The 24,352-nt window shown below is 47.8% G+C and carries 24 protein-coding genes; 20 read left to right on the forward strand and 4 right to left on the reverse strand.

Translation table 11 applies throughout. From position 1 onward, the window contains the following. Window positions 1–38: 38 nt before the first annotated feature. Genes mobC through mobA form a run of 3 tightly spaced genes read right to left on the reverse strand, consistent with a single transcriptional unit; the run spans window position 39 to window position 3,806 of the window. Window positions 39–2,045, reverse strand: coding sequence for a conjugal transfer protein MobC (gene mobC, locus A4V03_RS07685; RefSeq protein ID WP_065538505.1), 2,007 nt, complete (start codon window positions 2,043–2,045; stop codon window positions 39–41). Window positions 2,046–2,082: 37 nt separating this feature from the next. Next, window positions 2,083–3,381 (reverse strand): conjugal transfer protein MobB, encoded by a 1,299-nt coding sequence (mobB, locus tag A4V03_RS07690; RefSeq protein WP_065538506.1) that lies wholly within the window; start codon window positions 3,379–3,381, stop codon window positions 2,083–2,085. Next, window positions 3,378–3,806, reverse strand: a complete 429-nt coding sequence (gene mobA / locus A4V03_RS07695) for a conjugal transfer protein MobA (RefSeq protein WP_171029027.1) — start codon at window positions 3,804–3,806, stop codon at window positions 3,378–3,380. The genes mobB and mobA overlap by 4 nt, the downstream gene beginning before the upstream one ends. A 323-nt stretch (window positions 3,807–4,129) precedes the next feature. On the opposite strand from mobA, the gene A4V03_RS20995 reads away from it, so the two are divergent. The 20 genes from A4V03_RS20995 (at window position 4,130) to A4V03_RS07795 (ending at window position 22,340) form a co-directional block, all read left to right on the forward strand. Further along, the gene (locus A4V03_RS20995; RefSeq protein WP_167371339.1) at window positions 4,130–4,288 is read left to right on the forward strand and encodes a hypothetical protein; all 159 of its coding nucleotides are present in this window, start codon (window positions 4,130–4,132) and stop codon (window positions 4,286–4,288) included. Between the two features lie 252 nt (window positions 4,289–4,540). Then, complete coding sequence (locus A4V03_RS07705) at window positions 4,541–5,323, forward strand: ParA family protein (protein ID WP_065540342.1); 783 nt, start codon at window positions 4,541–4,543, stop codon at window positions 5,321–5,323. Continuing rightward, entirely contained in the window at window positions 5,301–5,783 is a 483-nt protein-coding gene (locus A4V03_RS07710; RefSeq protein ID WP_065538509.1) for a DUF3408 domain-containing protein, read from the forward strand. The genes A4V03_RS07705 and A4V03_RS07710 overlap by 23 nt, the downstream gene beginning before the upstream one ends. 20 nt (window positions 5,784–5,803) lie before the next feature. Continuing rightward, window positions 5,804–6,475 (forward strand): hypothetical protein, encoded by a 672-nt coding sequence (locus A4V03_RS07715; protein WP_065538510.1) that lies wholly within the window; start codon window positions 5,804–5,806, stop codon window positions 6,473–6,475. A 17-nt stretch (window positions 6,476–6,492) separates the two neighbouring features. Further along, window positions 6,493–6,792: a DUF4134 domain-containing protein gene (locus tag A4V03_RS07720; RefSeq protein ID WP_009131530.1), complete on the forward strand. Its 300-nt coding sequence runs from the start codon at window positions 6,493–6,495 to the stop codon at window positions 6,790–6,792. Window positions 6,793–6,803: 11 nt separating this feature from the next. Continuing rightward, window positions 6,804–7,124, forward strand: coding sequence for a DUF4133 domain-containing protein (locus A4V03_RS07725; protein WP_065538511.1), 321 nt, complete (start codon window positions 6,804–6,806; stop codon window positions 7,122–7,124). Further along, a complete protein-coding gene (locus tag A4V03_RS07730; protein WP_065538512.1) occupies window positions 7,121–9,622 on the forward strand; it encodes a TraG family conjugative transposon ATPase in 2,502 nt (833 codons plus the stop codon). Before A4V03_RS07725 ends, A4V03_RS07730 begins: the two co-directional genes overlap by 4 nt. A gap of 123 nt (window positions 9,623–9,745) precedes the next feature. Then, entirely contained in the window at window positions 9,746–10,105 is a 360-nt protein-coding gene (locus A4V03_RS07735) for a DUF3876 domain-containing protein (protein WP_057098557.1), read from the forward strand. Window positions 10,106–10,109: 4 nt separating this feature from the next. After that, a complete protein-coding gene (locus A4V03_RS07740) occupies window positions 10,110–10,742 on the forward strand; it encodes a DUF4141 domain-containing protein (protein WP_065538513.1) in 633 nt (210 codons plus the stop codon). Window positions 10,743–10,781: 39 nt separating this feature from the next. Continuing rightward, entirely contained in the window at window positions 10,782–11,786 is a 1,005-nt protein-coding gene (traJ, locus tag A4V03_RS07745) for a conjugative transposon protein TraJ (protein WP_065540343.1), read from the forward strand. A 20-nt stretch (window positions 11,787–11,806) separates the two neighbouring features. Further along, the gene (traK, locus tag A4V03_RS07750) at window positions 11,807–12,430 is read left to right on the forward strand and encodes a conjugative transposon protein TraK (RefSeq protein WP_009131536.1); all 624 of its coding nucleotides are present in this window, start codon (window positions 11,807–11,809) and stop codon (window positions 12,428–12,430) included. A 4-nt stretch (window positions 12,431–12,434) separates the two neighbouring features. Continuing rightward, the gene (locus A4V03_RS07755) at window positions 12,435–12,704 is read left to right on the forward strand and encodes a TraL conjugative transposon family protein (RefSeq protein WP_057098560.1); all 270 of its coding nucleotides are present in this window, start codon (window positions 12,435–12,437) and stop codon (window positions 12,702–12,704) included. Between the two features lie 3 nt (window positions 12,705–12,707). Then, a complete protein-coding gene (gene traM, locus A4V03_RS07760; RefSeq protein WP_171032137.1) occupies window positions 12,708–14,111 on the forward strand; it encodes a conjugative transposon protein TraM in 1,404 nt (467 codons plus the stop codon). 252 nt (window positions 14,112–14,363) lie between these two features. Then, entirely contained in the window at window positions 14,364–15,302 is a 939-nt protein-coding gene (gene traN, locus A4V03_RS07765; RefSeq protein ID WP_065538514.1) for a conjugative transposon protein TraN, read from the forward strand. 5 nt (window positions 15,303–15,307) lie between these two features. Next, window positions 15,308–15,889, forward strand: coding sequence for a conjugal transfer protein TraO (locus A4V03_RS07770; RefSeq protein WP_065538515.1), 582 nt, complete (start codon window positions 15,308–15,310; stop codon window positions 15,887–15,889). 21 nt (window positions 15,890–15,910) lie between these two features. After that, complete coding sequence (locus A4V03_RS07775) at window positions 15,911–16,342, forward strand: DUF3872 domain-containing protein (protein WP_065540345.1); 432 nt, start codon at window positions 15,911–15,913, stop codon at window positions 16,340–16,342. Window positions 16,343–16,357: 15 nt separating this feature from the next. Beyond that, window positions 16,358–17,506: a hypothetical protein gene (locus A4V03_RS07780; protein WP_225550380.1), complete on the forward strand. Its 1,149-nt coding sequence runs from the start codon at window positions 16,358–16,360 to the stop codon at window positions 17,504–17,506. Between the two features lie 258 nt (window positions 17,507–17,764). Beyond that, complete coding sequence (locus A4V03_RS07785; RefSeq protein WP_121765805.1) at window positions 17,765–18,613, forward strand: hypothetical protein; 849 nt, start codon at window positions 17,765–17,767, stop codon at window positions 18,611–18,613. After that, window positions 18,610–19,863 (forward strand): DUF2931 family protein, encoded by a 1,254-nt coding sequence (locus tag A4V03_RS07790; RefSeq protein ID WP_065538517.1) that lies wholly within the window; start codon window positions 18,610–18,612, stop codon window positions 19,861–19,863. The genes A4V03_RS07785 and A4V03_RS07790 overlap by 4 nt, the downstream gene beginning before the upstream one ends. A gap of 230 nt (window positions 19,864–20,093) precedes the next feature. Then, on the forward strand, window positions 20,094–22,340 hold the full coding sequence (locus tag A4V03_RS07795) for a hypothetical protein (RefSeq protein ID WP_065538518.1): 2,247 nt from the start codon (window positions 20,094–20,096) through the stop codon (window positions 22,338–22,340). 268 nt (window positions 22,341–22,608) lie between these two features. On the opposite strand, the gene A4V03_RS07800 is transcribed toward A4V03_RS07795, so the two are convergent. Then, on the reverse strand, window positions 22,609–24,324 hold the full coding sequence (locus A4V03_RS07800; protein ID WP_065538519.1) for a ParB/RepB/Spo0J family partition protein: 1,716 nt from the start codon (window positions 24,322–24,324) through the stop codon (window positions 22,609–22,611). Window positions 24,325–24,352: the final 28 nt, after the last annotated feature.

Genomic DNA, 24,352 nt, shown 5'->3' on the forward strand with positions numbered 1-24,352 from the left:
CAGCCATGTGTCTGGCCGGAATATCCGTTTTTCATTTATCATACGTTCTTAATCAAGTGCGAGAGTTCGGGATCAGCCTTGATACGCTCGATTTCGTCGGCGACAATCTGCTTGACCTCGTTCTTGATGCGGTAGTAGTTCGCATCAATCTGTTGCTGCATGGTGTCGTTGCCGTCCTTGTCGGTGAAGTCGATAATCTGCGGTATCTTCACGTAACGGGCGGTTTCCCGTTTGACCTGCTCGTTATCCACGACAATCTCGGCATGGAAAATCTTCTGCTCGATGCGCTCGTCGAAGTTATCGGCGACTGCACCGACAAACATACCCTGCGTTAAGTTGCTGATTTTGGAAGCCGGAATAAGGCTATCCATCTGGGTATTGATGGAAACGGAAGTCTCGTTGCGGTTGATGGTCATATTCTGCCGTTTCTGCAAGACCTTGCCGAAGCGTTCACTTAACGTTTTGGCAGTTTCGGCAACTACCTGACCAGCAAAGACATTGCCAACTGTATTGCAGATAACGGCACTCTCCTTGTCGCCGTAATCCCTTTTTAACTGGCTGAAATCCTGAAAGCCGAGCATGACGGCTACCTTGTTACTTCGGGCGGTGGCAATCAGGTTATCCAGCCCACGCATGTAGATGGTGGGTAACTCGTCAATGATAACGGCGGATTTGAGCCGTTTCTTCTTGTTTATCAGCTTGACAATGCGGGAGTTATACAGTCCCAACGCTGCGCCGTATATGCCCTGCCTGTCGGGATTGTTACCTACTACAAGCACTTTCGGTTCTTCGGGATTGTTGATGTCGAGCGTGAAATCATCGGCTGTCATTACCCAATAGAGAGCCGGGGAAATCATGCGGGAAAGCGGGATTTTGGCACTGGCTATCTGCCCCTGCAACTGCTCCACCGCCGAACTTTCCCAAGCGTCCATGAACGGGGAAAGATAGTTCTCCAGTTCGGGGTAACTTGTCAGGATGGGGAAAATATCGGCGTACTTCCGGTTCAGAAATTCTATCGCATGGGGGAAGGTGCAATACTTGCCGTTCTTGTAGATTTTCAAATACCATATGATACTGGCTAACAGAATAATAGGTGATTCAACAAAGAAGTCGCCCTGCTTGCTGATCCAAGTCCGATTGAGGTTGAGCATAATCGTGTAAGCACTTTCGTAAGCATCGGATATGTCCGTCATAAAGTCCGGGTGAATGGGGTTACAACGGTGGCTACCCGCCGGATCATCGAAATTTATCACGTAGAATTTCGGTTTGACCTTGTACCCGTCCAGATTGTTAATCAGATGGTTGTAAGCAATCTCGGAGAGGTCGGGATATTTGAAATCATACAAAAAGACGGAAAATCCTTTTTCGATAACCTGTTTAATGTATTGATTGATAATCGCATAGGATTTTCCGCTGCCCGGAGTTCCCAATACCATTGTCGCACGAAAAATATTAACAAGGTTAATCCATCCGTCATACGTCTTTCCCCTGAACCAGAAGCGGGTGCGGAGATTGACGGAATACTCGTTCTCCTTCAATTCAGTTTCCTGCATAAAGGATTCGTTCTCCAGATTGAACATATCTTCGAGTAGGTTGGTTTTGAGCAGGCGGGACATCCATAGTCCTGCCATGAGTAGAAAGATATATCCGGCTGTGAGGGTGGCGATGTAGAACACCGTGTTTGCCGACAAGGGCAAAGGGAGTGCCAAGAGCCACCAGTTGAAAAAGAACAATAACAAGCCCGTCACGCCGCAAAGGATTATCTTGCGCCAAGTGATTTTCTGCTCCTTCACGCCCTTTGTCCCCAAACAGGAAAGGGCGAGGAACAGCACGGCAAAGAGCTTCGTCCAAAAGATACTGGAAAACAGCCCGGCGGTGCGCTGGAAACCGAGCAGGATTCTATCGACCACGCCGATATTGATGCCCCACTCCTGAATAGATTGGAAACAGAACCAATAAATATTGATTACTACAAATAAAATGCTGATAGCACGCATGAACTCCATTACTTTGGCAAGTCCACGCAAATCATCTTCGTTTTGCATATTGATATACTTTTAAAATTGTAAATACTGTGGAAGGTTACTGCTGCCTGCCGTACCTGCGCCTTTTCTTCTTTTTCCGCTGCTGCGGTGCGGGCTGGTCGCCGGATGCGCCGCCCTGTACGGGTGCAAACAGGCTGAAAGCGTCCGCCACGTTTTGGGCGGTGTTGTCCTTGTGGTCGGGCTGGTATTCGGTATCATGCCCGTTCCATTCGGATGCGCCTGTATGCCCTTGCTGCTGTGCGGGACGTTCCACTCCGGCGGATTGCTGCGGCGGGTGAATACCGTCCTGTCCGGCGAAAAGGTCGTTGAATACATTGGCGGAAAACTCCTTACCCAGACGGGAACCGTTGAAAACGGTCTTGTCGGCATGGTTGATGAAGGTCGCCCCATAGATGCGCCCCGCATCGTTGGTGCGGAATACCACGCCGATACCCTGCCGCATGAGTTCACGCTCGAAAAGTGTCCGGTCACGCCCTGCGGTCTGCATGGCGGATGCTATGCGGGCGGCGGTATCGGTGGCAATGTCCTTGTGGCTCTTCATCCATGCGGCGGAAGAGAGCATACGCTTTTCCAGTGCGGCAATGCCCACTTCTTTACCAAAGACGGAAGACTTGAAGGGTTTGCCGACCTTGTTGCCGTCCTTGTCCGTCGCCGAATAGGACAAGCCGTGATACTCCCGTCCGCCATATTCCCCTTTGACTTCATCCACCGTTATGCCGTAAAGTGAAAGTACCGCACGGTATTCGCCCAATGTCCCGAAACGCCACTCACGGGCTATCGGTCGGATCACTCCCGCCAACTGCCCTTTGAGGTTGCCGCCCTCGTAATCGACGGGCGACAAGGGCAACCCTTCCTTCCACTCCTTTTTGGTAGCCGGGGTAAGGTCGAACTGCTGTTCCAATTCCCGGCAGACCTTCATCGAACGCTCGTGTTCGTAGCTGTCGGAAATCGCCCGCCCGGTTTCGTCCACACGGACGGAAACGATATGCAGGTGTTCCCGCCCGATGTCGTTGTGGCGGTAAACGATATAGGGCTGGTCGCCGAAGCCCATGCGCTGCATATACTGCTCCGCCAATTTTATGAACTGTTCCTCGGTCACGCAATCTTTCGGATCGGGATTGAGCGAGATGTGCAGGATGGGTTTCTCGGTCTTGCGGTTGGCGGTCAGGTAGTCCACGAACGAACGGGAAATATGCTCTATCGTATAAGGATTGTCGCCCGGCGGTTCGATAATCCGGTTGCCGAAAAGCACGTCCGCATGAAGTTCGTCCACCTTGATTTGGTTGTAGGCAAGCACCCCGTACAGGCTGCCGCCGTGTGAAATCTTGGCTATCATCTGACGGGGTATCTGGTTTGAAACTCTTCCGCCAGTGCGGAAATCTGTTTGCTAAGTTCCACCAGTTCGAGGGTGTGCTGTTCCAATTTGTAGAGGAAAGCGAGTGCCTTCTTCTCCGAGAAATTGGATTTGAGCGCACGCACGCATTGGTTGTAGTTCACGCCGATGCTGCGGAACTGGGAATGAAAAGAGGTCAGGCGCATGTAGAAATCCTGCGTGCCCTTATCCAGTTTGACGACCTTTATCTCCCTGCCGAAGAGTGCGGAAACGATAAATTCGGCACGGGTTGCCTTGCCGGATTCATCGAAAAGGGCAAGGAAACGGGCGTTGTCCCCGTCACTTAGACGGAACACGTAGCGGTGGCGCATCTTGTCGGTCTTGGGCTTTCGCCCGTGGTTGTTGGAATACTTCTTCTGACTATCCATAGTCCTATCAAATTTTAAGTGAAACATGGGTTGAAAACTGCCGTATGCTTACGGCTCTCCCCGCATAAGGAAAATCCAACTCCGGCGGATTTTGCACCAGCGGGGCAAGGTGGTGGTGTGGCACGGAAAGCGAAGCGAGTGCCGCAGCACACAACTTGCTAATTTCGGTTGAAATTAAAATCCGTCCTACCGGACAGATTGGAGATGCCCTTGTCTGTTGGTGACTGCCGGGGCAGTCCTTCGGGCGGTTACTGTTCTTGTTCATCTTCTCTGAATTTTGGTTCAACGCTGCAAAGTAACAGCCCTTTTTCCGTCCGGTCATTATGCCCGGATGCGACAAACCTACGGGTGGAAAGACAAGGTGCGACACGCTGATAATCAGACGGATAATCTACCGATATTTTGATATTCCTTTGCGCCGTGGAAGCGGTAAAACGGCTGTTCAACCGGATGGGAAAACGGATGCCCAAACGAGTGGATGATTGACTGGATGAACAGCCGGACGGATGATGATTTTGCCGGACGAACGGATGGACGAACGGCTAAACGGTTAGCCGGATGAATGGCTAAACAGCTAAACGGTTAAACGGCTAAACAGCCGGATGAACGGTCGGATGGTTAGACGAATGAATAAATGGCTGGCTGCACGGCTGACCGATTGAATGACCGATTGATTGAATGAACAGATAACCGATTGCTTAGGCAACCGAATGAATAACTAATTGATTGACGATATGGATAAACAGACTTTGAACGTGGCTTTCGCCACACAAAAGGGCGGTAGCGGGAAAACGGCTATCACGGTGCTGGTGGCGAGTTACCTGCACTACAACTGCGGGTGTCCGCTGGCGGTGATCGACTGCGACTTTCCGCAACACAGCCTGTATGAGATGCGGGAACGGGACAGCCGGGCGGTACTGGAAAACGAGTACCTGAAACGGATGGCATACGAGCAGATGCGTGAGCTGGGACGTGCCGCCTATCCGGTACAGAAGTGCCGGGTGGAACGTGCGCCGGACATGGCGGCGGAACTGGCGGGCAGTGGAAACTATGACCTGCTGTTCTTCGACCTGCCCGGTACGGTGAACTCGTCGGGCATATTGCGCACCATTGCGCAAATGGATTACATCTTCGCTCCGGTGAGTGCCGACCAAACGGTACTGGAAAGCACGCTCGCTTTCTTGGACGTGTTGCAGCGGATGATGTTAGGAAAGGAAACAAGCCGACTGAAAGGGCTTTACCTCTTCTGGAATCTGGTCGATAAACGGGAAAAGAGCGAACTGTACGGACGGTATGAAAAAGTAATCGCCGGAATGGGGCTGCCGATGCTCACTACCCAGATACCGGACACGAAACGCTTCCGCAAGGAACTGGATGCGGAAAACCGGACGGTGTTCCGCTCCACGCTGTTCGCTCCCGACAAGCGGATGGTTGCGGGCAGCGGAATCCCCGAACTGGCACATGAAATAATATCCATCCTCAAACTATCAGGCTATGAAGAAACAGCAAACAGATAAGCCCATCGACGAAGAACTGCTTATGCGGATGATGGCGGGGGAAACGGAAAAGCCGCAAGGCAACGGTGATGCGCCGGAAACAGAAGAAGAGGCGGAAGAACCGGAACAGGAAACAGAAAAAGGGGAAACTGCCGTGCCAATGGAAAACAGGGTTGCCGGGAAGGTGGCTGACGGGAAAGTGCCGGATGGAAAAACGGCTGACGGCAAGCGGCGCAAGGTGAAGCAGGCGGCGGACTATGACACGACCTTCCTCAAAGGGATGGATATACCCGCCCGTTACGGAAAGCCCGTGTATGTGCGGCGTGAATACCACGAACGGATCGCCAAAATCTCCATGATGCTGACAGGCGGCAAGGTGTCGCTATCCGCCTACATAGACAACGTGCTGGCGCAACACTTCGAGCAGTACCGGGAAGAAATCGAAGCGGCATACGCCGGAAAGATGGAAAAACTCTTCTAAAGCGGAAAGGAGAAAGGAACATGATATTGAAACTGATATTCTCCGTACTGCTGCTGTACTATCTCTGCGTGCTGTGGAAATATTACCGCACCGACATGGCTGGACTGCTGGGAAAAACGGATGCCGAAGAAAGGACGGACGAACCGGACGAAGAAGCGGAAAAGCCGGGCGAACCGTACACGGTTATCGGGAAAAGCACCTACCGGAAAAGACAAACCTACGAGCCGGAAGACAAGCGGGGACACACTGAAAATCAAGCGGATAAAACGGATAATTTCGTACCCGGAACGCCGGAAGGTACTCCGGAAAAGGCTGCGGGTAACGGCACGGAACAGGCGGAAGAATCCGCTGCGGACGAGGATGCGGACTACTCCGACATCGAGGTAGAACCGGAAGAGGACGAGCCGGAAGAAGAGGGATATGTACCCACGCCGGAAGAGTTGGAAGAGGAAGAAGAACTGGGGGCATACTATCCCGACAGCAACCCCGACTTTGCCACCGGGTACACTTTCGAGGACTTGAAGATGGTACACAAAGTTATCGCCACGGACGATGCGGACGAGCAGGAGAAACAGCAAGCCCGTGAGGTGCTGCCCGCCGTGATGGGATCGGACGTGTGGGACGAGATGCTGGATGAATTTGAAGGGGCACGGCAGCGTGTCGCCCGACTGATGAATAATAGTAATGTTTAATTTAATCTTAAAAGACAATGACAAAAAAGAGATTCTTTTTAATGGCAGCCTGTGTAATGGCTGCCGCTGGTGCGATGGCACAAGGTAACGGACAAGCGGGTATCACGGAAGCCACGCAGATGGTGACTTCGTATTTCGATCCCGGCACGAAATTGATTTATGCCATCGGTGCGGTGGTGGGATTGATTGGTGGGGTAAAGGTGTACGGGAAGTTCAGCAGCGGTGATCCCGATACGTCGAAGACGGCGGCGAGCTGGTTCGGAGCCTGTATTTTCCTGATTGTCGCCGCTACTATCCTGCGCTCTTTCTTCCTGTAAACAAGCGGGTTATGAACTTTGAAATTAACAAGGGGATTGGCAGGAACGTGGAGTTCAAGGGCTTGGAAAGCCAGTATCTTTTCGTGTTCGCCGCCGGGTTGCTTGCCGTGTTCGTGGTGTTCGTTATCCTGTACATGACGGGCGTGAACCAGTGGGTATGTATCGGCTTCGGTGTGACTGCGGCTACGCTGCTGGTATGGCTGACGTTCCGGCTCAATGCCAAATACGGCACGCACGGGCTGATGAAAGCTGCCGCCCGCAAACGGCATCCGAGGTATGTATTGAACCGCCTGAAAATTCCCCGATTATTTACCAAAAACAAGAAAGAATGAGAAATGTAATGAAAGCGGCAACGCTGGAAAGCAAGTTTCCGCTGCTTGCCGTGGAGAACGGTTGCATCGTGTCAAAAGATGCGGACGTGACGGTAGCCTTCAAGGTGGAACTGCCGGAACTGTTCACCGTTACCAGTAACGAGTACGAGGCGATACATTCGGCATGGCACAAGGCGGTGAAGGTATTGCCGGACTTCTCTATCGTGCATAAACAGGACTTCTTCATCGAAGAGAAGTACCAGCCGGAGATTGACAAGGACGAACTTAGTTTTCTAAGCCGGAGCTTTGAGAGGCACTTTAACGAACGCCCGTTCCTGAATCACTTCTGCTACCTGTTCCTTACCAAGACCACGAAGATGCGCAGCCGTCAGGAGAGCACGTTCAGCACGCTGTGCAAAGGCAAGATTATCCCGAAGGAGATCGAGGACAAGGAAACGGTAACGAAGTTCCTCGAAGCGGTCGGACAGTTCGAGCGGATCATGAACGACAGCGGGTTTATCACGCTCCGCCGCCTGCGGGCGGACGAGATTGTCGGGACGGAAACGACGGCGGGCATTGTGGAGAAATATTTCGCCCTTTCGCAAAACGATACCACTGTTCTAAAGGATATTTCGCTGAACCCCGAAGAGATGCGGATAGGCGACGACTTTCTCTGCCTGCATACCCTTTCGGACGTAGAGGATCTGCCGGGTAACGTGGGTACGGATAGCCGCTATGAACGGTTATCCACCGACCGGAGCGATTGCCGTTTGTCGTTCGCCGCCCCGGTGGGCGTGCTGCTGACGTGTAACCATTGTTACAACCAGTACATCTTTATTGACGACCATGCGGAGAACCTGAAACGGTTCGAGCAGACCGCAAGGAATATGCAGTCGCTATCCCGTTACTCCCGTTCCAACCAGATCAACAAGGCTTGGATAGAGGAATACCTGAACGAAGCGCACAGCAAGGGGCTGGTTTCGGTACGCTGCCACTGTAACGTGATGGCATGGTCGGACAACCGGGAAGAACTGAAACACATCAAGAATGACGTGGGCAGCCAGCTCGCCCTTATGGAGTGCAAGCCACGGTATAACACCGTGGACGTGCCTACGCTTTTTTGGGCGGGCATACCGGGAAACGAGGGGGATTTTCCTTTCGAGGAAAGTTTCTACACATTCATCCCGCAAGCCCTGTGCTTCTTCACGGAAGAAACGAATTACAAGAGTTCGCTCTCGCCCTTCGGTATCAAGATGGTGGATCGGGTGACGGGCAGACCGCTGCATCTGGATATTTCGGACTTGCCGATGAAGAAGGGGGTGATTACCAATCGCAACAAGTTCGTCTTGGGGCCGAGTGGTAGCGGGAAATCGTTCTTTATGAACCATTTAGTCAGGCAATATTACGAACAGAACAGCCATATCGTACTGGTCGATACGGGAAACTCGTATCAAGGTCTGTGCGAAATGATACACCGGAAAACAAAGGGGGCTGACGGGATTTATTACACGTACTCGGAAGAGAAGCCGATCAGTTTCAATCCTTTCTTTACAGACGATTACAAGTTCAACGTGGAGAAAAAGGACAGCATAAAAACGCTGTTGCTCACCCTTTGGAAGAGCGAGGACGACAAGATCACGAAAACGGAAAGCGGCGAGTTGGGAAGTGCGGTATCGGCGTATATCAAGAAGATACAGCAAGACCGCAGTATCGTGCCGTGCTTCGATACCTTCTACGAGTATATGCTGAATGATTACCGGGCGGAACTGGAGAAAAGGGACATCAAGGTAAGCCGGGAAGATTTCAATATTGACAACTTCCTGACTACGCTACGGCAGTATTACAAGGGCGGACGCTTCGACTTCCTGCTGAACTCCCGTGAGAATATCGACCTGCTGCACAAACGGTTCATAGTATTTGAAATTGACAGTATAAAGGATAATGCCGAACTTTTCCCGGTGGTGGTAATCATCATCATGGAAGCCTTTATCAACAAGATGCGGCGGTTGAAAGGGATTCGCAAGCTCCTGATTGTGGAAGAAGCGTGGAAGGCACTTACCACGGAGAATATGGCAAATTATTTAAAATATATGTACAAAACGGTCAGGAAGTATTTCGGTGAGGCGATTGTCGTCACGCAGGAAGTCGATGATATAATCTCGTCCCCCGTGGTGAAGGAAAGTATCATCAATAACTCGGACTGCAAAATCCTTTTAGACCAGAAAAAGTACATGAACAAGTTTGACGGCATACAGGCGATGCTCGGACTGACGGAGAAGGAGAAAGCGCAGATACTATCCATCAACCTTGCCAACCATCCCGGACGAAAATACAAAGAGGTCTGGATCGGACTGAACGGGGTGCAGTCGGCGGTGTATGCAACGGAAGTTTCGCCCGCCGAATACCTGACATACACCACCGAAGAGAGCGAGAAAACGGAAGTGTTCAACCTTGCGGAAGAATTGGGCGGCGACTTGGAGCTTGCCATCAGACGGCTGGCTAATCGGCTGAACGGTTGAACAGCCGGACGGTTGGCTAAACGATCAAACGTTTGGCTGGCTGAATGACTAAACGGCTAAACGTACAAACGGCTGTATGATTGGCTGTATGAATGAATAATCAATTAAAAAAACGAAATCAGTATGAAACGATTGAATTTAATCCTGCTGCTGTCGGCGGTGACGGTGGCATTGGCGTTCGTCATTTCCTGCAAGGAGACGAACACCGGACGGCTGGAAAAGATGCGGGGCGACTGGGTAAGCACGGGCAATAAGCCGCCCTTCACCCTTTCGGAAGAGAACGGGCAATACCGGGTAACGGTGATAAAGAAAAGCCATGCGGGAAGTACCCGGACGGAAACGTATCTGATACGGGAAACGGACGGCTACCTCTTTATCGAAACGGGGCTGGCGGTAATGCTGACCTACGACAAGGAGAAAGACCGCATACACCTGTCGCCCGGCGGGGAATATAAACGGAGTAACCATCAATTAAACAAGTAAGAACATGAAACAGATAAAAGCAATAGTCATGGGGTTGGCGTGCCTGCTGGCAGCGGGTACGGCTAACGCACAGTGGGTCGTGAGCGATCCGGGGAACTTGGCGCAAGGGATTATCAATACCGTCAAACAGATTGCGCAGACCTCTACAACGGCGAAAAATACATTGGACGGTTTTAAAGAAACCGCCAAAGTGTTTGAGCAAGGTAAAAAATATTATGATGCGCTAAAGGATGTACACGACGTGATAAAGGGCGGCGTGAAGGTGAAGAAGAGCATCGAGATGGTGGCGGATATTTCGGAAATCTATGTGCGGAACTATCAGAAGATGTTAGGCGATCCGAACTATACGCCGGATGAATTGAGTACTATCTCCTTCGGGTACGCAAAGTTGCTAAGCGAGAGTGCGGACATATTGCAGGATTTGAAAAACGTGGTGAATATCACCGGAATGTCGCTATCGGATGCGGAGCGGCTGGCAATCATCGACCAGAGCTATAAGCGGTTACTGGAATACCGTAATCTGGTGCAGTACTACACGAACAAAAATATCTCGGTGAGTTACCTGCGGGCGAAAAAGAAAAAGGACACCGACCGGGTGATGGCACTGTACGGCTCGGCGGACGAACGCTATTGGTGAGAACGGATTCCTATACATATATATAAATAAGGTAAGATGATGTTATTATCAATAGACTTTGAAAACCTGCATCAGATATTGCACACGCTGTATCAGGAAATGATGCCGCTATGCTCGAATTTGACGGGCGTAGCCAAAGGGATAGCCGGGTTGGGTGCGCTGTTCTATGTTGCCGCCAAAGTGTGGCAAGCCCTTGCCCGTGCCGAACCTATCGACGTGTACCCGCTGCTGCGTCCCTTCGTCATCGGGCTGTGTATCATGTTCTTCCCGACCTTCGTACTGGGTACGATTAACACGGTTCTCTCCCCCGTGGTGAAAGGCTGCCACGGGATGCTGGAAACACAGACCTTCGACATGAACAAGTACCGGGAACAGAAGGACAAGCTGGAATATGAGGCGAACAAGCGGAATCCGGAAACGGCGTACCTTGTGGATAAGGAAGAGTTCGACAAGAAACTGGATGAACTCGGATGGTCGGCGGGCGACCTGATTACGATGGGCGGGATGTACATAGACCGGGCGGAATACCGGATGAAACAGAATATACGCAGGTGGTTTCAGGAACTCTTGGAACTGTTGTTCCAGTCCGCCGGGCTGGTGATAGACACGATACGGACGTTCTTTCTGATCGTCCTCTCCATCTTAGGGCCTATCGCCTTTGCGATAAGCGTCTATGATGGATTCCAAAGCACCCTGACGCAGTGGATCACCCGGTATATCTCCGTCTATATGTGGCTGCCCGTGAGCGACCTGTTCAGCTCGGTGCTGGCAAGGATTCAGGTGTTGATGCTCACCAAGGACATAGAGGCGATGAGCGATCCCACCTTTATACCGGACAGCAGTAATACGGTGTACATGGTATTCCTGATTATCGGGATATTCGGGTACTTCACGATACCGACCGTTGCGAACTGGATCATCATGGCGGGCGGCGTAAGCGGCGCGAACCGTGCGATGAACACGACTGCCTCCAAAGCGGGGAATGTTGCCGCTGCCGGGGCGGGTGCTGCCGTGGGGAATGTTGCCGGAAAACTTATCAAGTAACTAAAAAATCAAGAAAGGAAATGGAATTTAAAAGTTTGAAGAATATCGAAACGAGTTTCAGGCAGATACGTCTGTTTGCGCTGGTGTTCATCTGCCTGTGTGCGGTGGTGACGGGCTTTGCGCTCTGGAAGTCGTACAGCTTTGCCGAAGCGCAACGGCAGAAGATTTATGTGCTGGATAACGGGAAGTCGCTGATGCTGGCACTCTCGCAGGACGTGCAGCAGAACCGCCCGGTGGAAGCACGGGAACACGTGCGCAGGTTTCACGAGCTGTTTTTCACGCTCTCGCCGGACAAGTCGGCTATCGAGGGCAATATCAAACGCTCGCTGATGCTGGCGGACAAGAGCGCATTTAACTACTACAAAGACCTCTCGGAAAAGGGGTATTATAACCGGGTGATTTCGGGGAACATCAACCAGATGGTACAGATTGACAGCGTGCGGTGTGACTTTGACAAGTACCCGTACAACGTGCGGACGTTCGCCCGCCAGATCATCCTACGGGAAAGCTCGGTGACGGAAAGAAGCCTTGTCACCCGCTGCCGGTTGTTGGATGCCGTCAGGAGTGACAACAACCCGCAGGGGTTCATCATCGAGGGCTTCGAGATTACCGAGAACAAGGACTTGCAAACCATCAAACGCTAACGGCATGGTCGGAAAATTTATGGCGAAGGTCATTGCTGAAATACAGGACTGGGCGGACGTAAAGCTCCGCCGCCTGTGCGGGCGTATCACGCCGGATCAGCGGGTGGTGGTTATCCTTGTGATGTTCGTGGTGTTCGGCGGGTTGTCGGTGTACATGACCGTCGCAGCCATTTACAACATCGGCAAAAGTGACGGTCGGGAACTGGGAATAGAGCATATCGATCCCATCCGGCTAAAGAATGACAGTATAATCAATCCTTTTAACAACCAGTAAATCATGGAAGAACAGAATCAGGAAAAAGAAACGGTAACGCAGCACGTAACGGTGACGGATGCCGCAGCCCCGGACACGGGGAAAGGGGACAAAGGGAAAAAAGGCGGCGGAAAGGACAAGAAAGCCGCCAGAGAACTGACGCCGAAACAGATGCAGCAGCGGAAAAAGCTGTTGGTGTACCCGTTGATGGGGTTGCTGTTTTTGGGTAGTATGTGGCTGATCTTCGCACCTTCGGACAAGAAGGACGAAGGCGGGGAAACGGTCGGAGCGTTCAACGCCGATATTCCACTGCCGGAGAATGACGGGATTATCGGTGACAAGCGGAAAGCCTACGAGCAGGCGCAGGTAGAAAAGAAACAGGCGGACAAGGTGCGCTCGTTGCAGGACTTCGCTTTTGCGGCTGACAACGGAACGGACGAGGTGGAAATGGAACTGCCGGACAGCGAGCCGGAACGGGAGCCGTTCAGGGATTATTCGGGTTCTACACGGGGAAAGGGTGTGAACTCTTCGGCGGTTGCCTACCGGGACATCAACCGACAACTCGGCACGTTCTACGAAACGCCGAAGGTGGATGCCGAAAAGGAAGAACTGAAACGTCAGGTGGAAGAACTGACCGCCCGGCTGGATGCGCAGCAGGGACAGGCGGGCGGCATAGACGAGCAGGTCGCCCTGATGGAAAAGAGTTACGAGCTTGCCGCCAAGTACATGGGGCAGAACGGGCAGGCAGGACAAAGCGGCGCAATCGTGCAAGTTCCCGTTACCGGACAGAGTACCGGGCAAGGGACGGGAAAGCCCGCCATTGCGGTACAGGCGGCACGGCAACAAACGGTGTCGGGGCTGCAACAGCCGATGAGCGATGCGGAGTTCATGCGGGCGTACAGCCAGCCGAGAAACTACGGGTTCAATACGGCGGTCGGCAGCGGGTACGCTATGGGAAAGAATACGATACGGGCGTGCATCCACCAAGACCAGACGATTATGGACGGACAGACGGTGAAGCTCCGGCTGCTCGAACCGCTGCAAGCGGGAAACCTTGTGATTCCGCAGAATACCCTTGTTTCGGGTACGGGAAAGGTACAGGGGGAACGGTTGGATATTGTGGTGTCGTCCATCGAATACCGGGGGAACTTGCTGCCCGTGGAACTGGCGGTGTATGACAGTGACGGGCAGAAAGGCTTGTCCGTTCCTTCGTCGCTGGAACAGGAAGCGGCAAAGGAAGCCCTTGCGAATATCGGCGGCGGACTGGGGACAAGCATTTCGTTCGCGCAGAGTGCCGGACAGCAGATCGCTATGGACTTGACAAGGGGTGTGATGCAGGGCGGCAGCCAGTATCTTGCGAAGAAGTTCCGGACGGTGAAGGTGCATCTGAAAGCGGGATATGAATTGATGCTTTATGCCAAAGAGTAGTACTTTTTCTTTTGTCTTGATACAAAAGAAAAAGATACCAAAAAGAAAAAATTAAGACTGCATTTTCTACGCTACTCTCTTCCTGCGTTTCGCTAAAGAAAAAGAACTCGCTACGCTCAAACAGCTTTTTCTTTTTGACGCTACACTACGGTCGTTCGCTTCACGCTGCGAAAATGAGGTCGGGATGCCATGCGGATTGGATGCTATGCAGGCTTGGAATGTGAAAATAACAATGATTAAAAAGAAAAGACAATGAAAAAGATTTTGGGATTGGTTGCCCTCGTTATGGGCGCAGTAATGTGTGTGAACGCACAAGTGAATGACACGGTACGGACGGTTGCCGGAAACGACCTGTATCAAGGGATCACGCAAAAGTTACCGTATCGGCAGATGGTTACTCCGTTCGGGGTACAGGTGACGTTTGCCAAGACAGTGCATATTATATTCCCGTCAGCGGTGAAGTACGTGGACTTGGGTAGTAACTGGATTATTGCCGGAAAAGCGGACGGGGCGGAGAACGTAATCCGGGTGAAGGCTACGACCGAAGGGTTTCCGGGGGAAACGAATTTCTCGGTGATTTGTGAGGATGGTAGTTTTTACAGTTTCAACGCCAAATATGCGCATGAGCCGGAAATGCTGAACATCGAAATGAAGGACTTTTTAGAGAATGAGGACACAACAGACTTTTCGCATACCCGCATGAATATCTATTTCCGTGAACTGGGCAACGAAAGCCCGTTGCTGGTGAAGCTGATTATGCAGAGCATCTATAAGGCGGACAAGCGGGAAATCAAGCATCTGGGTTGTAAACGCTTCGGGGTGCAATTCCTTTTGAAATCCATCCACTCGCATAACGGGCTGTTCTATTTCCACACGGAAACGAGGAACAGGTCGAACGTGGCTTTCAACACGGACTTTATCAAGTTCAAGATTGTGGATAAGAAAGTGCCGAAGCGCACCGCCATTCAGGAACGGGCGATAGATCCGGTACGCAGCTATAACGAGGTACTGGTAACGAACGGGAAAAGCAATGTGCGCACGGTGTACGTCGTTCCGCAATTCACCATACCGGACGATAAGATTCTGGTGATTGAACTGTTCGAGAAGAACGGCGGCAGGCATCAGACGATACGGGTGGAGAACACCGACCTTGTGGCGGCAAAAGTGATTAACGAACTGAAAATCAAATAAAGGATATGAAAAAGGTATTGTTGATTATCATGCTCTTCGGGGTGTGCCTGCATTTTAACCAGGCACACGCCCAAAGATGCCTGCCCGGAATGAGGGGAATACAGTTCACGGGCGGACTTTCGGACGATCTGCGCTGGAAAAACGGTAACGGTTTCGGTTACCATGCCGGGATAGCGGTAAGCACTTACATGAAGAACGCCCATCATTGGGTGGTCGGTGCGGAGTATCTGGAAAAGCGGTATGACTACCGGGGCTGCCTTTATCCGGTCAGCCAGTTTACGGGGGAAGGCGGGTATTACCTGAACTTCCTTTCGGACAGGAAGAAGACATTTTTTGCGGCACTGGGATTGTCCGCCCTTGCCGGATATGAAACGGTGAACTGGGGCGAACAGATGATGCCGGACGGTTCACGGCTGACTGATGGGGATAATTTTATTTACGGGGGTGCACTGACGCTGGAATTGTCCGCATACCTGACGGATAAGATTGTCTTGCTGGTAAACGGACGGCAAAGGATGCTGTTCGGGGGTGATTGTGGAAAATTCCACTCGCAGGTCGGCGTGGGAATTAGGTTTATGATTCGATGACTACTATAATAAATAATGTATATGAAGAAGATAATTTATCAAATGCTCGTGGGTTGCTACATAGTGGCCGCCCTCGTGCTTGTGTGTGCCTGTAATAGCCAGTTGGATATTCAGACGAGATACCCGTTCACGGTGGAGATGATGCCCGTCCCGAAAAAACAGAAGGTGAACGAAACGGCGGAAATCCGCTGTGAACTCAAACGGGATGGACGTTGGGAAGATACGGAGTACACGATACGCTGGTTCCTGTATGACGGGAAAGGCACGCTTAAACTGGATGATGGCACGGTGCTGTTGCCGAATGACCGCTACCCGCTGGAGAAAGAAATGTTCCGGCTGTATTTTACTTCGCAGTCGGACGATCAGAGCAGTTTGAAGGTGTGGGTGGAAGATTCGTTCGGGCAGACGGTGGAACTGGAGCTAAGTTTCAATAATGACAATTCGGAAGAATGACTAAAAAGGTAAACAATGAGAGAGAATACAGTTCCGGGGGTGTATCTTCTTAATATAGATATGGGGTGCGAACAGGCGAAAGAGGAATTTAAACGGATGGGATTTACAGACGGGGAAAAGCAGGACTTTCAAGGGTTTACTCCGCAAGCCTTGTCCGTAACTCCGCTTTGGCTGGTTTGGCACGGGACGATACACAACGGCAATATGTTGCTGAAAAGTGATGAAGAACTGATACCGCTGGGTATCAGTTCAAAAACAGAGCTTCCTATCCGCAGGTTGAGTGAAATAGTCCGGGAATATAGCCATAGAGCGGGAAGGTATCAGGACGAAACGGAGAACGGGGATTATTCTCTGGAAAGATTGTGCCGATTTGAACGCACGAGTGAGAAGTGCATGACTGCCGTCCGGCAAGACGGCTGGGAACTGGCACACGTGCCGGAAGAGGTGAAAACGCCGGAAATGTGCCGTCTTGCACTTGATAACAGTGCAGATTTGGCTTATGAAAACTTGGAACTGTTGCACTATGTGCCGTTCCCGGATATTTGTCTGGAATATATCAAGGCGAATAACGGGTGCGGCGATGTTGAACTGCCGGAAGTATTGAGTGCCCTTGCACCGGGAGTTATTGACAGCCGGATAGCGGACTATGCCATCGAACAGGACGGACGGTGTTTGGGTGTGCTGCCTGCCCATCTGCAAACCGTGGAACGGGCTGAAAAGGCGGTAAAGGAAGCAGGTACGGAAGCCCTTGCGGGCGAAAAAGTACGTGCGGAACTGAAAACGGAAGGGTTGTACCGGAAATGTGCGGAACATAGCTGGATGTCATTCGCCCTGCTTCCGAAAGCGGAGCGTTCACCGGAAATCTGCCTGCTGGCAGCAAAACTCTATCCCCAAGAAACAGCCAAACGTCCGGACTTGATACCGGAAAGCGTGAAAAACGGGTGCAACGTGTATTCGCTCTGCAAAATGATGGAAGCACGGACAGGGGAAAAGTTCACATACCAACAGATGACGGACTTCTACAACGGGAAGCCGCTGAACGTGCGCCGGATGGAAATGCCGGACGGGGTACAGAAAGACAAGGCGGTGAAGTTCGACAAGGAGAAACAGGAGTTTTCTTTCTCGGCTATCCGGCAGGAACGGAAAAGAGGATTGCGGATGTGATATGAGCCGACAATACAAAATAGTGAGAAAGCATCCTTCGGGATGCTTTTTTGTATGGGTAACAATGAAAAATACAGTAAATACTGTGTTTTATAAAAATCTTATCTTATATTTGGCAAAAGATGCCAGATGAAGCCGTTAAATATCCTAATATGGTCGATTACCGAAAAAGAACGGACTGAAAACGAAAAGGGAGTTTAGGGGTGGCGGAGTATCTTTGGTACTATCAATGAAAAGGAAATAATAAAATACAGGATTATGAATATTAAAACATTTTTAATTATGCCTATAAGGGCATTTGCGACTTATGGCAATACACAAGTGAAAATAAAGAGTTTGTCACCTATATTCAAGCGACAACTTGCAGTAATGGTCTTTTTAATTATCAGCATACTGCCGATAACTGCACAAGAAACCAATCAGACCTCAAAAGAAAAGCAAAAAGTGGAATCTTCACGGCTGCCCTTTATGATGTCATTTTCGATTGGTTCAAATTTCAATACCGGGGGAAGTGATTATGCTGAATGGTTTGGCTCACGGGCGGATGTTGCCACGCAGTTTGACTGGCGAATGAATGTTCCGTTGTTCCGTCATTGGTGTGCATATTTAGATTTGGGTGTCAGCTTTTTCAACATACAAACAGACAATTCGGGTGAAAATATTGCAGGTGCAGTCATCGACAAGCTATTCCCCGGACTAAGCAAGATAAAACCATCACTTAGCACAGGAATCACTTACGTTGTAGAAAAAAGGAAATGGCAGATCATGCCGAGAGCCGGAATAGGCTGGACGAGTGCAGGCAATTCAAATAAGACGAAAAGTGCTGACGGAAAGGTTTATCAACTCGAAATAAACAGGTCACCCATGTTCTTTAACACCGGGGCTTCCATAGGTTACCGCACATCAAATTTATGTAGTTTCATCCTTGATATTAACTACCGTTGCCCTTTGCAATCCTGCAAAGCGACCTATACAACTACCTTGCAAGATTTACCCCCTGTAACAGAAGTCATGAAATCCCGTTCATGGGCAAACGATTTGAGCGTTTCACTTGGTATTCAGTTGCAATTAGGGAAGAATAATAAGAACAAAATCAAACTAAAATGAAAATAATCTTGCATATTCTTCTTTATCTACTGACTTTTTTCGCTTACCTTGGAGCGGTGGGATGGGCTATTGAGCAAGGTTCTGCAAAAATGTCAGGTGATGCGATGAGTCAAGGCATGAAGCAAGCTTTCAGCACATTATTTTATACAGTTTTGGTTATTGTGGCGGTTTATGTGGTTAGCGTGCTGATTGCAAAGTTCCTTTTGAAAGGAAGCATTTTACTATCGGCTTGTATCAATGCCGGGCTGATACTACTGTGGGTAGCCATCTTTGTTTTTGCCAGCTTGAATAAAAAAGTACGACCTATCTCTGATTATCTGTTAGTGGAAATAAATAGTCCTCGCCTTTATCCTGTTACCGTTAGTGACTGCAAAATAACTCTATCAAACGGTGAGGCATACAGGTTTGGCAGAAAGGGGCATAAAATGATAGCGGTAGAAGGTGACGCATGGGGAAAAGAGGGCGAAATAACATATATTCCAGGCGATTCGCTTCCCGCACATATTGATATAAGTTATTTGTCTTATGTGGAAGATAAAGTATATCATGTAGAAGCTGATTTACCCGTAGAAAAATTAAATAAGTTGTATCATCAGGGATGGTTGAATGGATGGAATGAAGAGCAGCATTATGACGGCTTGGTCATTGGGTGTGCTCCATTCGGAATTGTTAAAATATGGCTGCGCAGTGATATACATGGGGGACGGCGTACTGAGCTATGTTCATTCAAGGGAAAAGAAGATTGGGAAGCTCTGTTGGGATACAAGATGGATTGTAATGGTATACATTATAAATGTGATAAGGAAAGAGTTCGGAATAAGGTCTGGGAAAATCAGGAAACGAACGGACTGCCGGACACACTCTTTTTTGATAACAGCCATATCCGGTATAATTACCGTATCGTGGTTGAAACGGAATCGCCGGATGATAAGTTGCATAATATGGAGTTGGTTCTCTGTAATGGAGAATATGATAATACGTCCCAAAGTAAAACTCCCGATTGTGATTATAAGATGCAAGTCTGCCCTAAATATATTCGGCTGGAATGGCGGTACAGAAGGAAAAATACCTGCTTGGATTTTAACCCCAAAGAGATTGTCGAGTTTTTCAATTCGTCTTTCGGTGATGATTGTTCACAACCGGGCGACTTGGTGATACGATTGGATGAATATGGCAATCTAAAAAAAATAAGCCTGAAAATCGGGAAGAACGTATATCGCTATGATAAGGAAGCAGAAAAAGAACAATAAAAATGATATAGGATAAGGGGAAACAGGACTTTTCTTTCTCGACTATCCGGCAGAAAGAACGGAAAAGAGGATTGCGGATGTGGTGGCTGGATGAATGGCAATAACAAAAATTAGCTTGTCAGAAAATAATCTAACAGGCTATTTTTGTACACAACTGATTTTCTCGGTAATAAATAACCAGTTTATAAAATTGAATGAGTAATTTTGCGTAATTTAAAATATTAGTATAAATGAGTTTAGAGAATATTGCTGAAATATGTATTGCTATAGATACTGCTATTCTTGGTATCGCTTATCCTATTATAATTGATAAGATTTCCAATATTGGAGATAAATATTCTTCGGATTATTTATCAAATGTATTCAATACAGAATTCCCGCAAAATGAAATTAATTTGGGAAGTAAGAAGGTATCAACTTTTCAATTTATGCTATATTTGAATATCCTAATTTTAGTCTTTTTGGTTTTCAGAATGGAACCACTGTTCGGCTGGGATAATTGGATTATTAATAATTCTGCGGATATATTGGTGTTACTATCGACTTCTTGTTTGACTACTATCTTTTTTATATGGTTAAATAAGGTGTTGTTATTTAACGGAAAAGCTACTACTATCTTAAAACATATAATTAATAAATATTCAAATACAGATAAAGATTCAGAGGTAAATTTATATTGTTTGAAAGCCATAAACGATTTTACTTATTATACAATAGAAAAACAAGATGAACATTTACAAGAAACCTTATTGAATTTTTATCACGAGTTATTTACTGCTATTCGCAAAGAACATGATAAAACACAAGATTTAGTTTATCCTATTGATTTATATACAATGATATATAAATTAAATAGGGATTTAAGTAACAAACAAAATCCTAAACTTTTAGCTATTGAGCATCGTGCTGTTAGTGGAATATGGTTATTAGGAGATGATTTTGAACAAATTAAAATATCAGAGGCTACATACACTCAACTATGGTTGAATATTTATAACATATATACAAACCCTCGATTAGTCAAACTGTTTTGGGCTAACTCTTTTCAATATTTTACTTATAAACTGGAAAAAATAGATCCGATATATAATACTGATTGGCAAATAACCAACACTAAAGAAAGAGAGGAAAGAGAAAAGGAAAGAGACCGTTTTTTAGAATTTCATTATGCTTTAGGTGGACTTTTATTGTATGGGAAACAGTATAATACTTTAAAATATATTCTTACATATTCACAAAGTATGCCTGCTTCATACCCGCTGTTACCTCAAACAATGACTGAGGTTTTTAGGTGGTTTCAAATATTCTATGATGATTTAAGGAATAATCCACCTATGGATATGAAATATTATTTCCCAGAACTTGATAACTTGGGAATAAGACGTCAAGTGAATAGTTGGATATGTAAATATGTAGTAATTTTGTTTATACGACAGTTTTCACTCAATAAAAGTTATACTTATCAAGATTTCACTTCACTACCTCGTTTCTCTGATAAGATATATGAATTATTACAATTAAAAGAGTTGCTGCCTACGTTTGAACATTACTTCTTGGAAATAACATATAATTCAGAGTTGTTAGAGCAATTAGGTTATAGAGAATTAATAAAAAAGGAATCGGTTTATAAATTCATAGAGGGACTGACTAATACTATTGATTTAGAAATTAACAAATTAAAGAAAAATACTCCTTTGTCAAAAGATAAGATAAAGATATTCAACGATACGACTAATAAAATTGTAAGCAATGCGTTTAAAGAATATGACAAAATATTTATTAATGAAGAAGATAAAGAAATAGATAATGAGATAAAAACTGCAATATCTGGTTCACAAATACTTTTTGAAAAGTCAGCTTTTGTAGATAATGATATACCACATTTGAATTATGATTCTGTTTTTGCTGGTCATTTGGCAAGAGAAGTGATAAAACGCTATATTCCTAATTCATTTATTATGGCAAGAACAAGAAGCTATCTTTTAAATTCAAATAACATAGTAAAAGGTATAGAAAGGAGTATGAACAGTATAAATATTGATGATATAATTATAATCGCAATTAATATAGATATTCCAATAGACAATCTATTAAAAGAGAATTTTGAAACATATTATTGCAAATTACATTCTACATCTAATATTAGAAATGTGTTGTTCGTTTTGAAAAAAAGCTATTTGCCTTATATAAGCTATAAAAAACCTAATTTAGAGGATATAAAGAAAGAACATCTACAATTAATAAATGAAAATATAAATTTGTACACTTCTATAATTGATTTGAGTTTGCCAGAAAATAAGTCTTTAAAAGATGAATGGGAAATTAGTGATGATGAAACTAAGGTACAAGTAACGATAGCTTTTCATGCTATAATTCATTGGAAAAAAGAGCGTGAAATTATTCAGTTCAATATTAGTTCACAGTATAAAGAACAAGGAGTAGAAAACGAGGTGAACGATATAATTGCACTTAAATAAAGTTGGTTCTTTGCTACTTTGCTTTCCCGTCACAGCGTCACGAAGAAAGTAGTGGAAAAATCCGGTTGAAAAAGTGGTTTCTTTGCTTCTTGTCTTTTCCGCTACGGCTCACGAAAGAAAGAAGTCCGGCAAAATATCCGGTAAAGAACAAAGGGCGGTAAAAAAAGAAGTCCGGGCGGATCGCTACCCGTCCCGAACTTCCGGCGATGAAACAAAAGAGTAGAAAGAAAGTGGCGGGCGGATTTCTCCGCCCTTGCTTTCTGTTTGGTTAGGCTGCAATCCCTTCGGGTTGCGGTTGTTCTTCGGCTTGGGTGATTTCATGCCCTTTTGCCTTCGTCTTTTCCTGTACCAAAAGAACGGCTTTGCGTTCCTCGATGCGCTGGTGTCGTTTCTCGTACACTTCGTTATATCCGCTTTCGATGGCTGAAAGTTCTTCGGGCATGTGCTTACGGGCGAAGTCGAGCAAAAGGGATGCTTCGGTATTGTTGCCGTATGCGCTTCGGAAATTGGCTATCAGATAATCCCTGCGGATAATGGTCTTTATCCTGACGGTGAGATTTTCCACGATATTCATTTTGTCCTCGTTCGTGAGGTAGTGTTTCCCTTCTTCGGTGATACCCACGGCTGCAAAATGTTCGCTCCGCAAATTGGAGAGCATGAAGAAATAAAGCATCTTTTCCTCGTCCGCTCCGAACTTGCCGCCCGTTATGTCGGCTTCCATTATCTGCCGTTTGGTATCTTCAACCGTTCTTTCTACGGCTATCTCCTTGTTACGCTCGTCCTGCTTCTCCAACTTCTGAACGGGTGAAAGGGTGGCTTCGGTGGACGTTCCGTCCGCTTCGGTTACGTTCTCCACATAACAGAAAGTAATCTCCTGTTTCCCTATCTTGGCGTAAACGGTGATTTCTCCCGCTTCGCTCCGCCCTGTGATTTCTTCCTCTTTCTCCATGTAGTCCGCCCATTGCTGCTCGTAACGGGTGCGGGCTTCCTCGTAACGTTCGGGATTGTTGAAATTTTCCTCTTTGGGTTCGTTGGGACTTGTGGGAAAAGCGGTGTGTTTTTCAAGACTTTCAACCTCGTACCCTAAAGCGATTAACCGCTCTATCACTGTTTCGTTGGTGCTGTAACGGTCACGGCAAAGGGAAACCTTGGGCTGTTGCCGTATGATTTGGACGGCTCTCTCCATGAGGAAAGATGCGTTCATTTCAGCCAGACAAGTACGGTTGGCGCAATGTCCGCAGCCGCCATCGGCAAACAAAAGCAGGTTGTTCGTGTTGTGGGCACACGTTGCACACTCGGTCTTGTCAAAGGAGTAATACCGTAAATCGGTGGTATAGTTGCTCTCTATCCGTTTGGCTACATCGGCAGCTTTCAGTCCCCGCCAACTGTTGTAGTTGTTCCCGTCCTGCAAATGTTTCTCGTACACTTCACGCTGTATATCTTCCCCGTAACGGCAGATTTCGGCTGCTACACTGATAGTGATTTCGTCCGTTTCCAATAATTCAGCTATTTCGGGGATTAGGGCGGTGAATTTCAAACGGGTACGGATATAGTTCTCGTTCTTGCCGAAACGTACCGCCAATGTTGCTACGGTGTGCCTTCCCGTTTCAATCATGCGTTGGTAGGCGTTGGCTTCCTCGATGGGTGTCACGTCCTCACGCTGCAAGTTTTCTGCTATGGCTGCATCTTCGGCTGCATCGTCCGTCAGTTCCGAAACAATGACGGGTATCTGTTCCATTTCCGCAATGACGGATGCACGGTATCTGCGTTCACCGAAAACAATCTCGTAACGGTCTGTGTCGGCTATCGGGCGCACGGTGATAGGCTGCAAAACTCCCTGCTGTCTGATGCTTTCCGCCAGTTCATACAGGGCGGATTCGCTGAAATATTTACGAGGATTGAAACTGCTCGGCTGAATGTTTGCCAATGATACCAATGTGATGTTTTTCTCTGCTGCTGATTGATTTACTGTTGTTGCTTTCATAATTCTGTTATTTTTTAGTTGATTAAAA

Source organism: Bacteroides caecimuris (assembly GCF_001688725.2).
GTDB lineage: Bacteria > Bacteroidota > Bacteroidia > Bacteroidales > Bacteroidaceae > Bacteroides > Bacteroides caecimuris.

Coding starts and splice junctions, on each gene's coding strand:
- mobC (WP_065538505.1), bottom strand. CDS start 2,045: ATGCAAAACGAAGATGATTTGCGTGGACTTGCCAAAGTAATGGAGTTC.
- mobB (WP_065538506.1), bottom strand. CDS start 3,381: ATGATAGCCAAGATTTCACACGGCGGCAGCCTGTACGGGGTGCTTGCC.
- mobA (WP_171029027.1), bottom strand. CDS start 3,806: ATGGATAGTCAGAAGAAGTATTCCAACAACCACGGGCGAAAGCCCAAG.
- A4V03_RS20995 (WP_167371339.1), top strand. CDS start 4,130: ATGCCCGGATGCGACAAACCTACGGGTGGAAAGACAAGGTGCGACACG.
- A4V03_RS07705 (WP_065540342.1), top strand. CDS start 4,541: ATGGATAAACAGACTTTGAACGTGGCTTTCGCCACACAAAAGGGCGGT.
- A4V03_RS07710 (WP_065538509.1), top strand. CDS start 5,301: ATGAAGAAACAGCAAACAGATAAGCCCATCGACGAAGAACTGCTTATG.
- A4V03_RS07715 (WP_065538510.1), top strand. CDS start 5,804: ATGATATTGAAACTGATATTCTCCGTACTGCTGCTGTACTATCTCTGC.
- A4V03_RS07720 (WP_009131530.1), top strand. CDS start 6,493: ATGACAAAAAAGAGATTCTTTTTAATGGCAGCCTGTGTAATGGCTGCC.
- A4V03_RS07725 (WP_065538511.1), top strand. CDS start 6,804: ATGAACTTTGAAATTAACAAGGGGATTGGCAGGAACGTGGAGTTCAAG.
- A4V03_RS07730 (WP_065538512.1), top strand. CDS start 7,121: ATGAGAAATGTAATGAAAGCGGCAACGCTGGAAAGCAAGTTTCCGCTG.
- A4V03_RS07735 (WP_057098557.1), top strand. CDS start 9,746: ATGAAACGATTGAATTTAATCCTGCTGCTGTCGGCGGTGACGGTGGCA.
- A4V03_RS07740 (WP_065538513.1), top strand. CDS start 10,110: ATGAAACAGATAAAAGCAATAGTCATGGGGTTGGCGTGCCTGCTGGCA.
- traJ (WP_065540343.1), top strand. CDS start 10,782: ATGTTATTATCAATAGACTTTGAAAACCTGCATCAGATATTGCACACG.
- traK (WP_009131536.1), top strand. CDS start 11,807: ATGGAATTTAAAAGTTTGAAGAATATCGAAACGAGTTTCAGGCAGATA.
- A4V03_RS07755 (WP_057098560.1), top strand. CDS start 12,435: ATGGTCGGAAAATTTATGGCGAAGGTCATTGCTGAAATACAGGACTGG.
- traM (WP_171032137.1), top strand. CDS start 12,708: ATGGAAGAACAGAATCAGGAAAAAGAAACGGTAACGCAGCACGTAACG.
- traN (WP_065538514.1), top strand. CDS start 14,364: ATGAAAAAGATTTTGGGATTGGTTGCCCTCGTTATGGGCGCAGTAATG.
- A4V03_RS07770 (WP_065538515.1), top strand. CDS start 15,308: ATGAAAAAGGTATTGTTGATTATCATGCTCTTCGGGGTGTGCCTGCAT.
- A4V03_RS07775 (WP_065540345.1), top strand. CDS start 15,911: ATGAAGAAGATAATTTATCAAATGCTCGTGGGTTGCTACATAGTGGCC.
- A4V03_RS07780 (WP_225550380.1), top strand. CDS start 16,358: ATGAGAGAGAATACAGTTCCGGGGGTGTATCTTCTTAATATAGATATG.
- A4V03_RS07785 (WP_121765805.1), top strand. CDS start 17,765: ATGAATATTAAAACATTTTTAATTATGCCTATAAGGGCATTTGCGACT.
- A4V03_RS07790 (WP_065538517.1), top strand. CDS start 18,610: ATGAAAATAATCTTGCATATTCTTCTTTATCTACTGACTTTTTTCGCT.
- A4V03_RS07795 (WP_065538518.1), top strand. CDS start 20,094: ATGAGTTTAGAGAATATTGCTGAAATATGTATTGCTATAGATACTGCT.
- A4V03_RS07800 (WP_065538519.1), bottom strand. CDS start 24,324: ATGAAAGCAACAACAGTAAATCAATCAGCAGCAGAGAAAAACATCACA.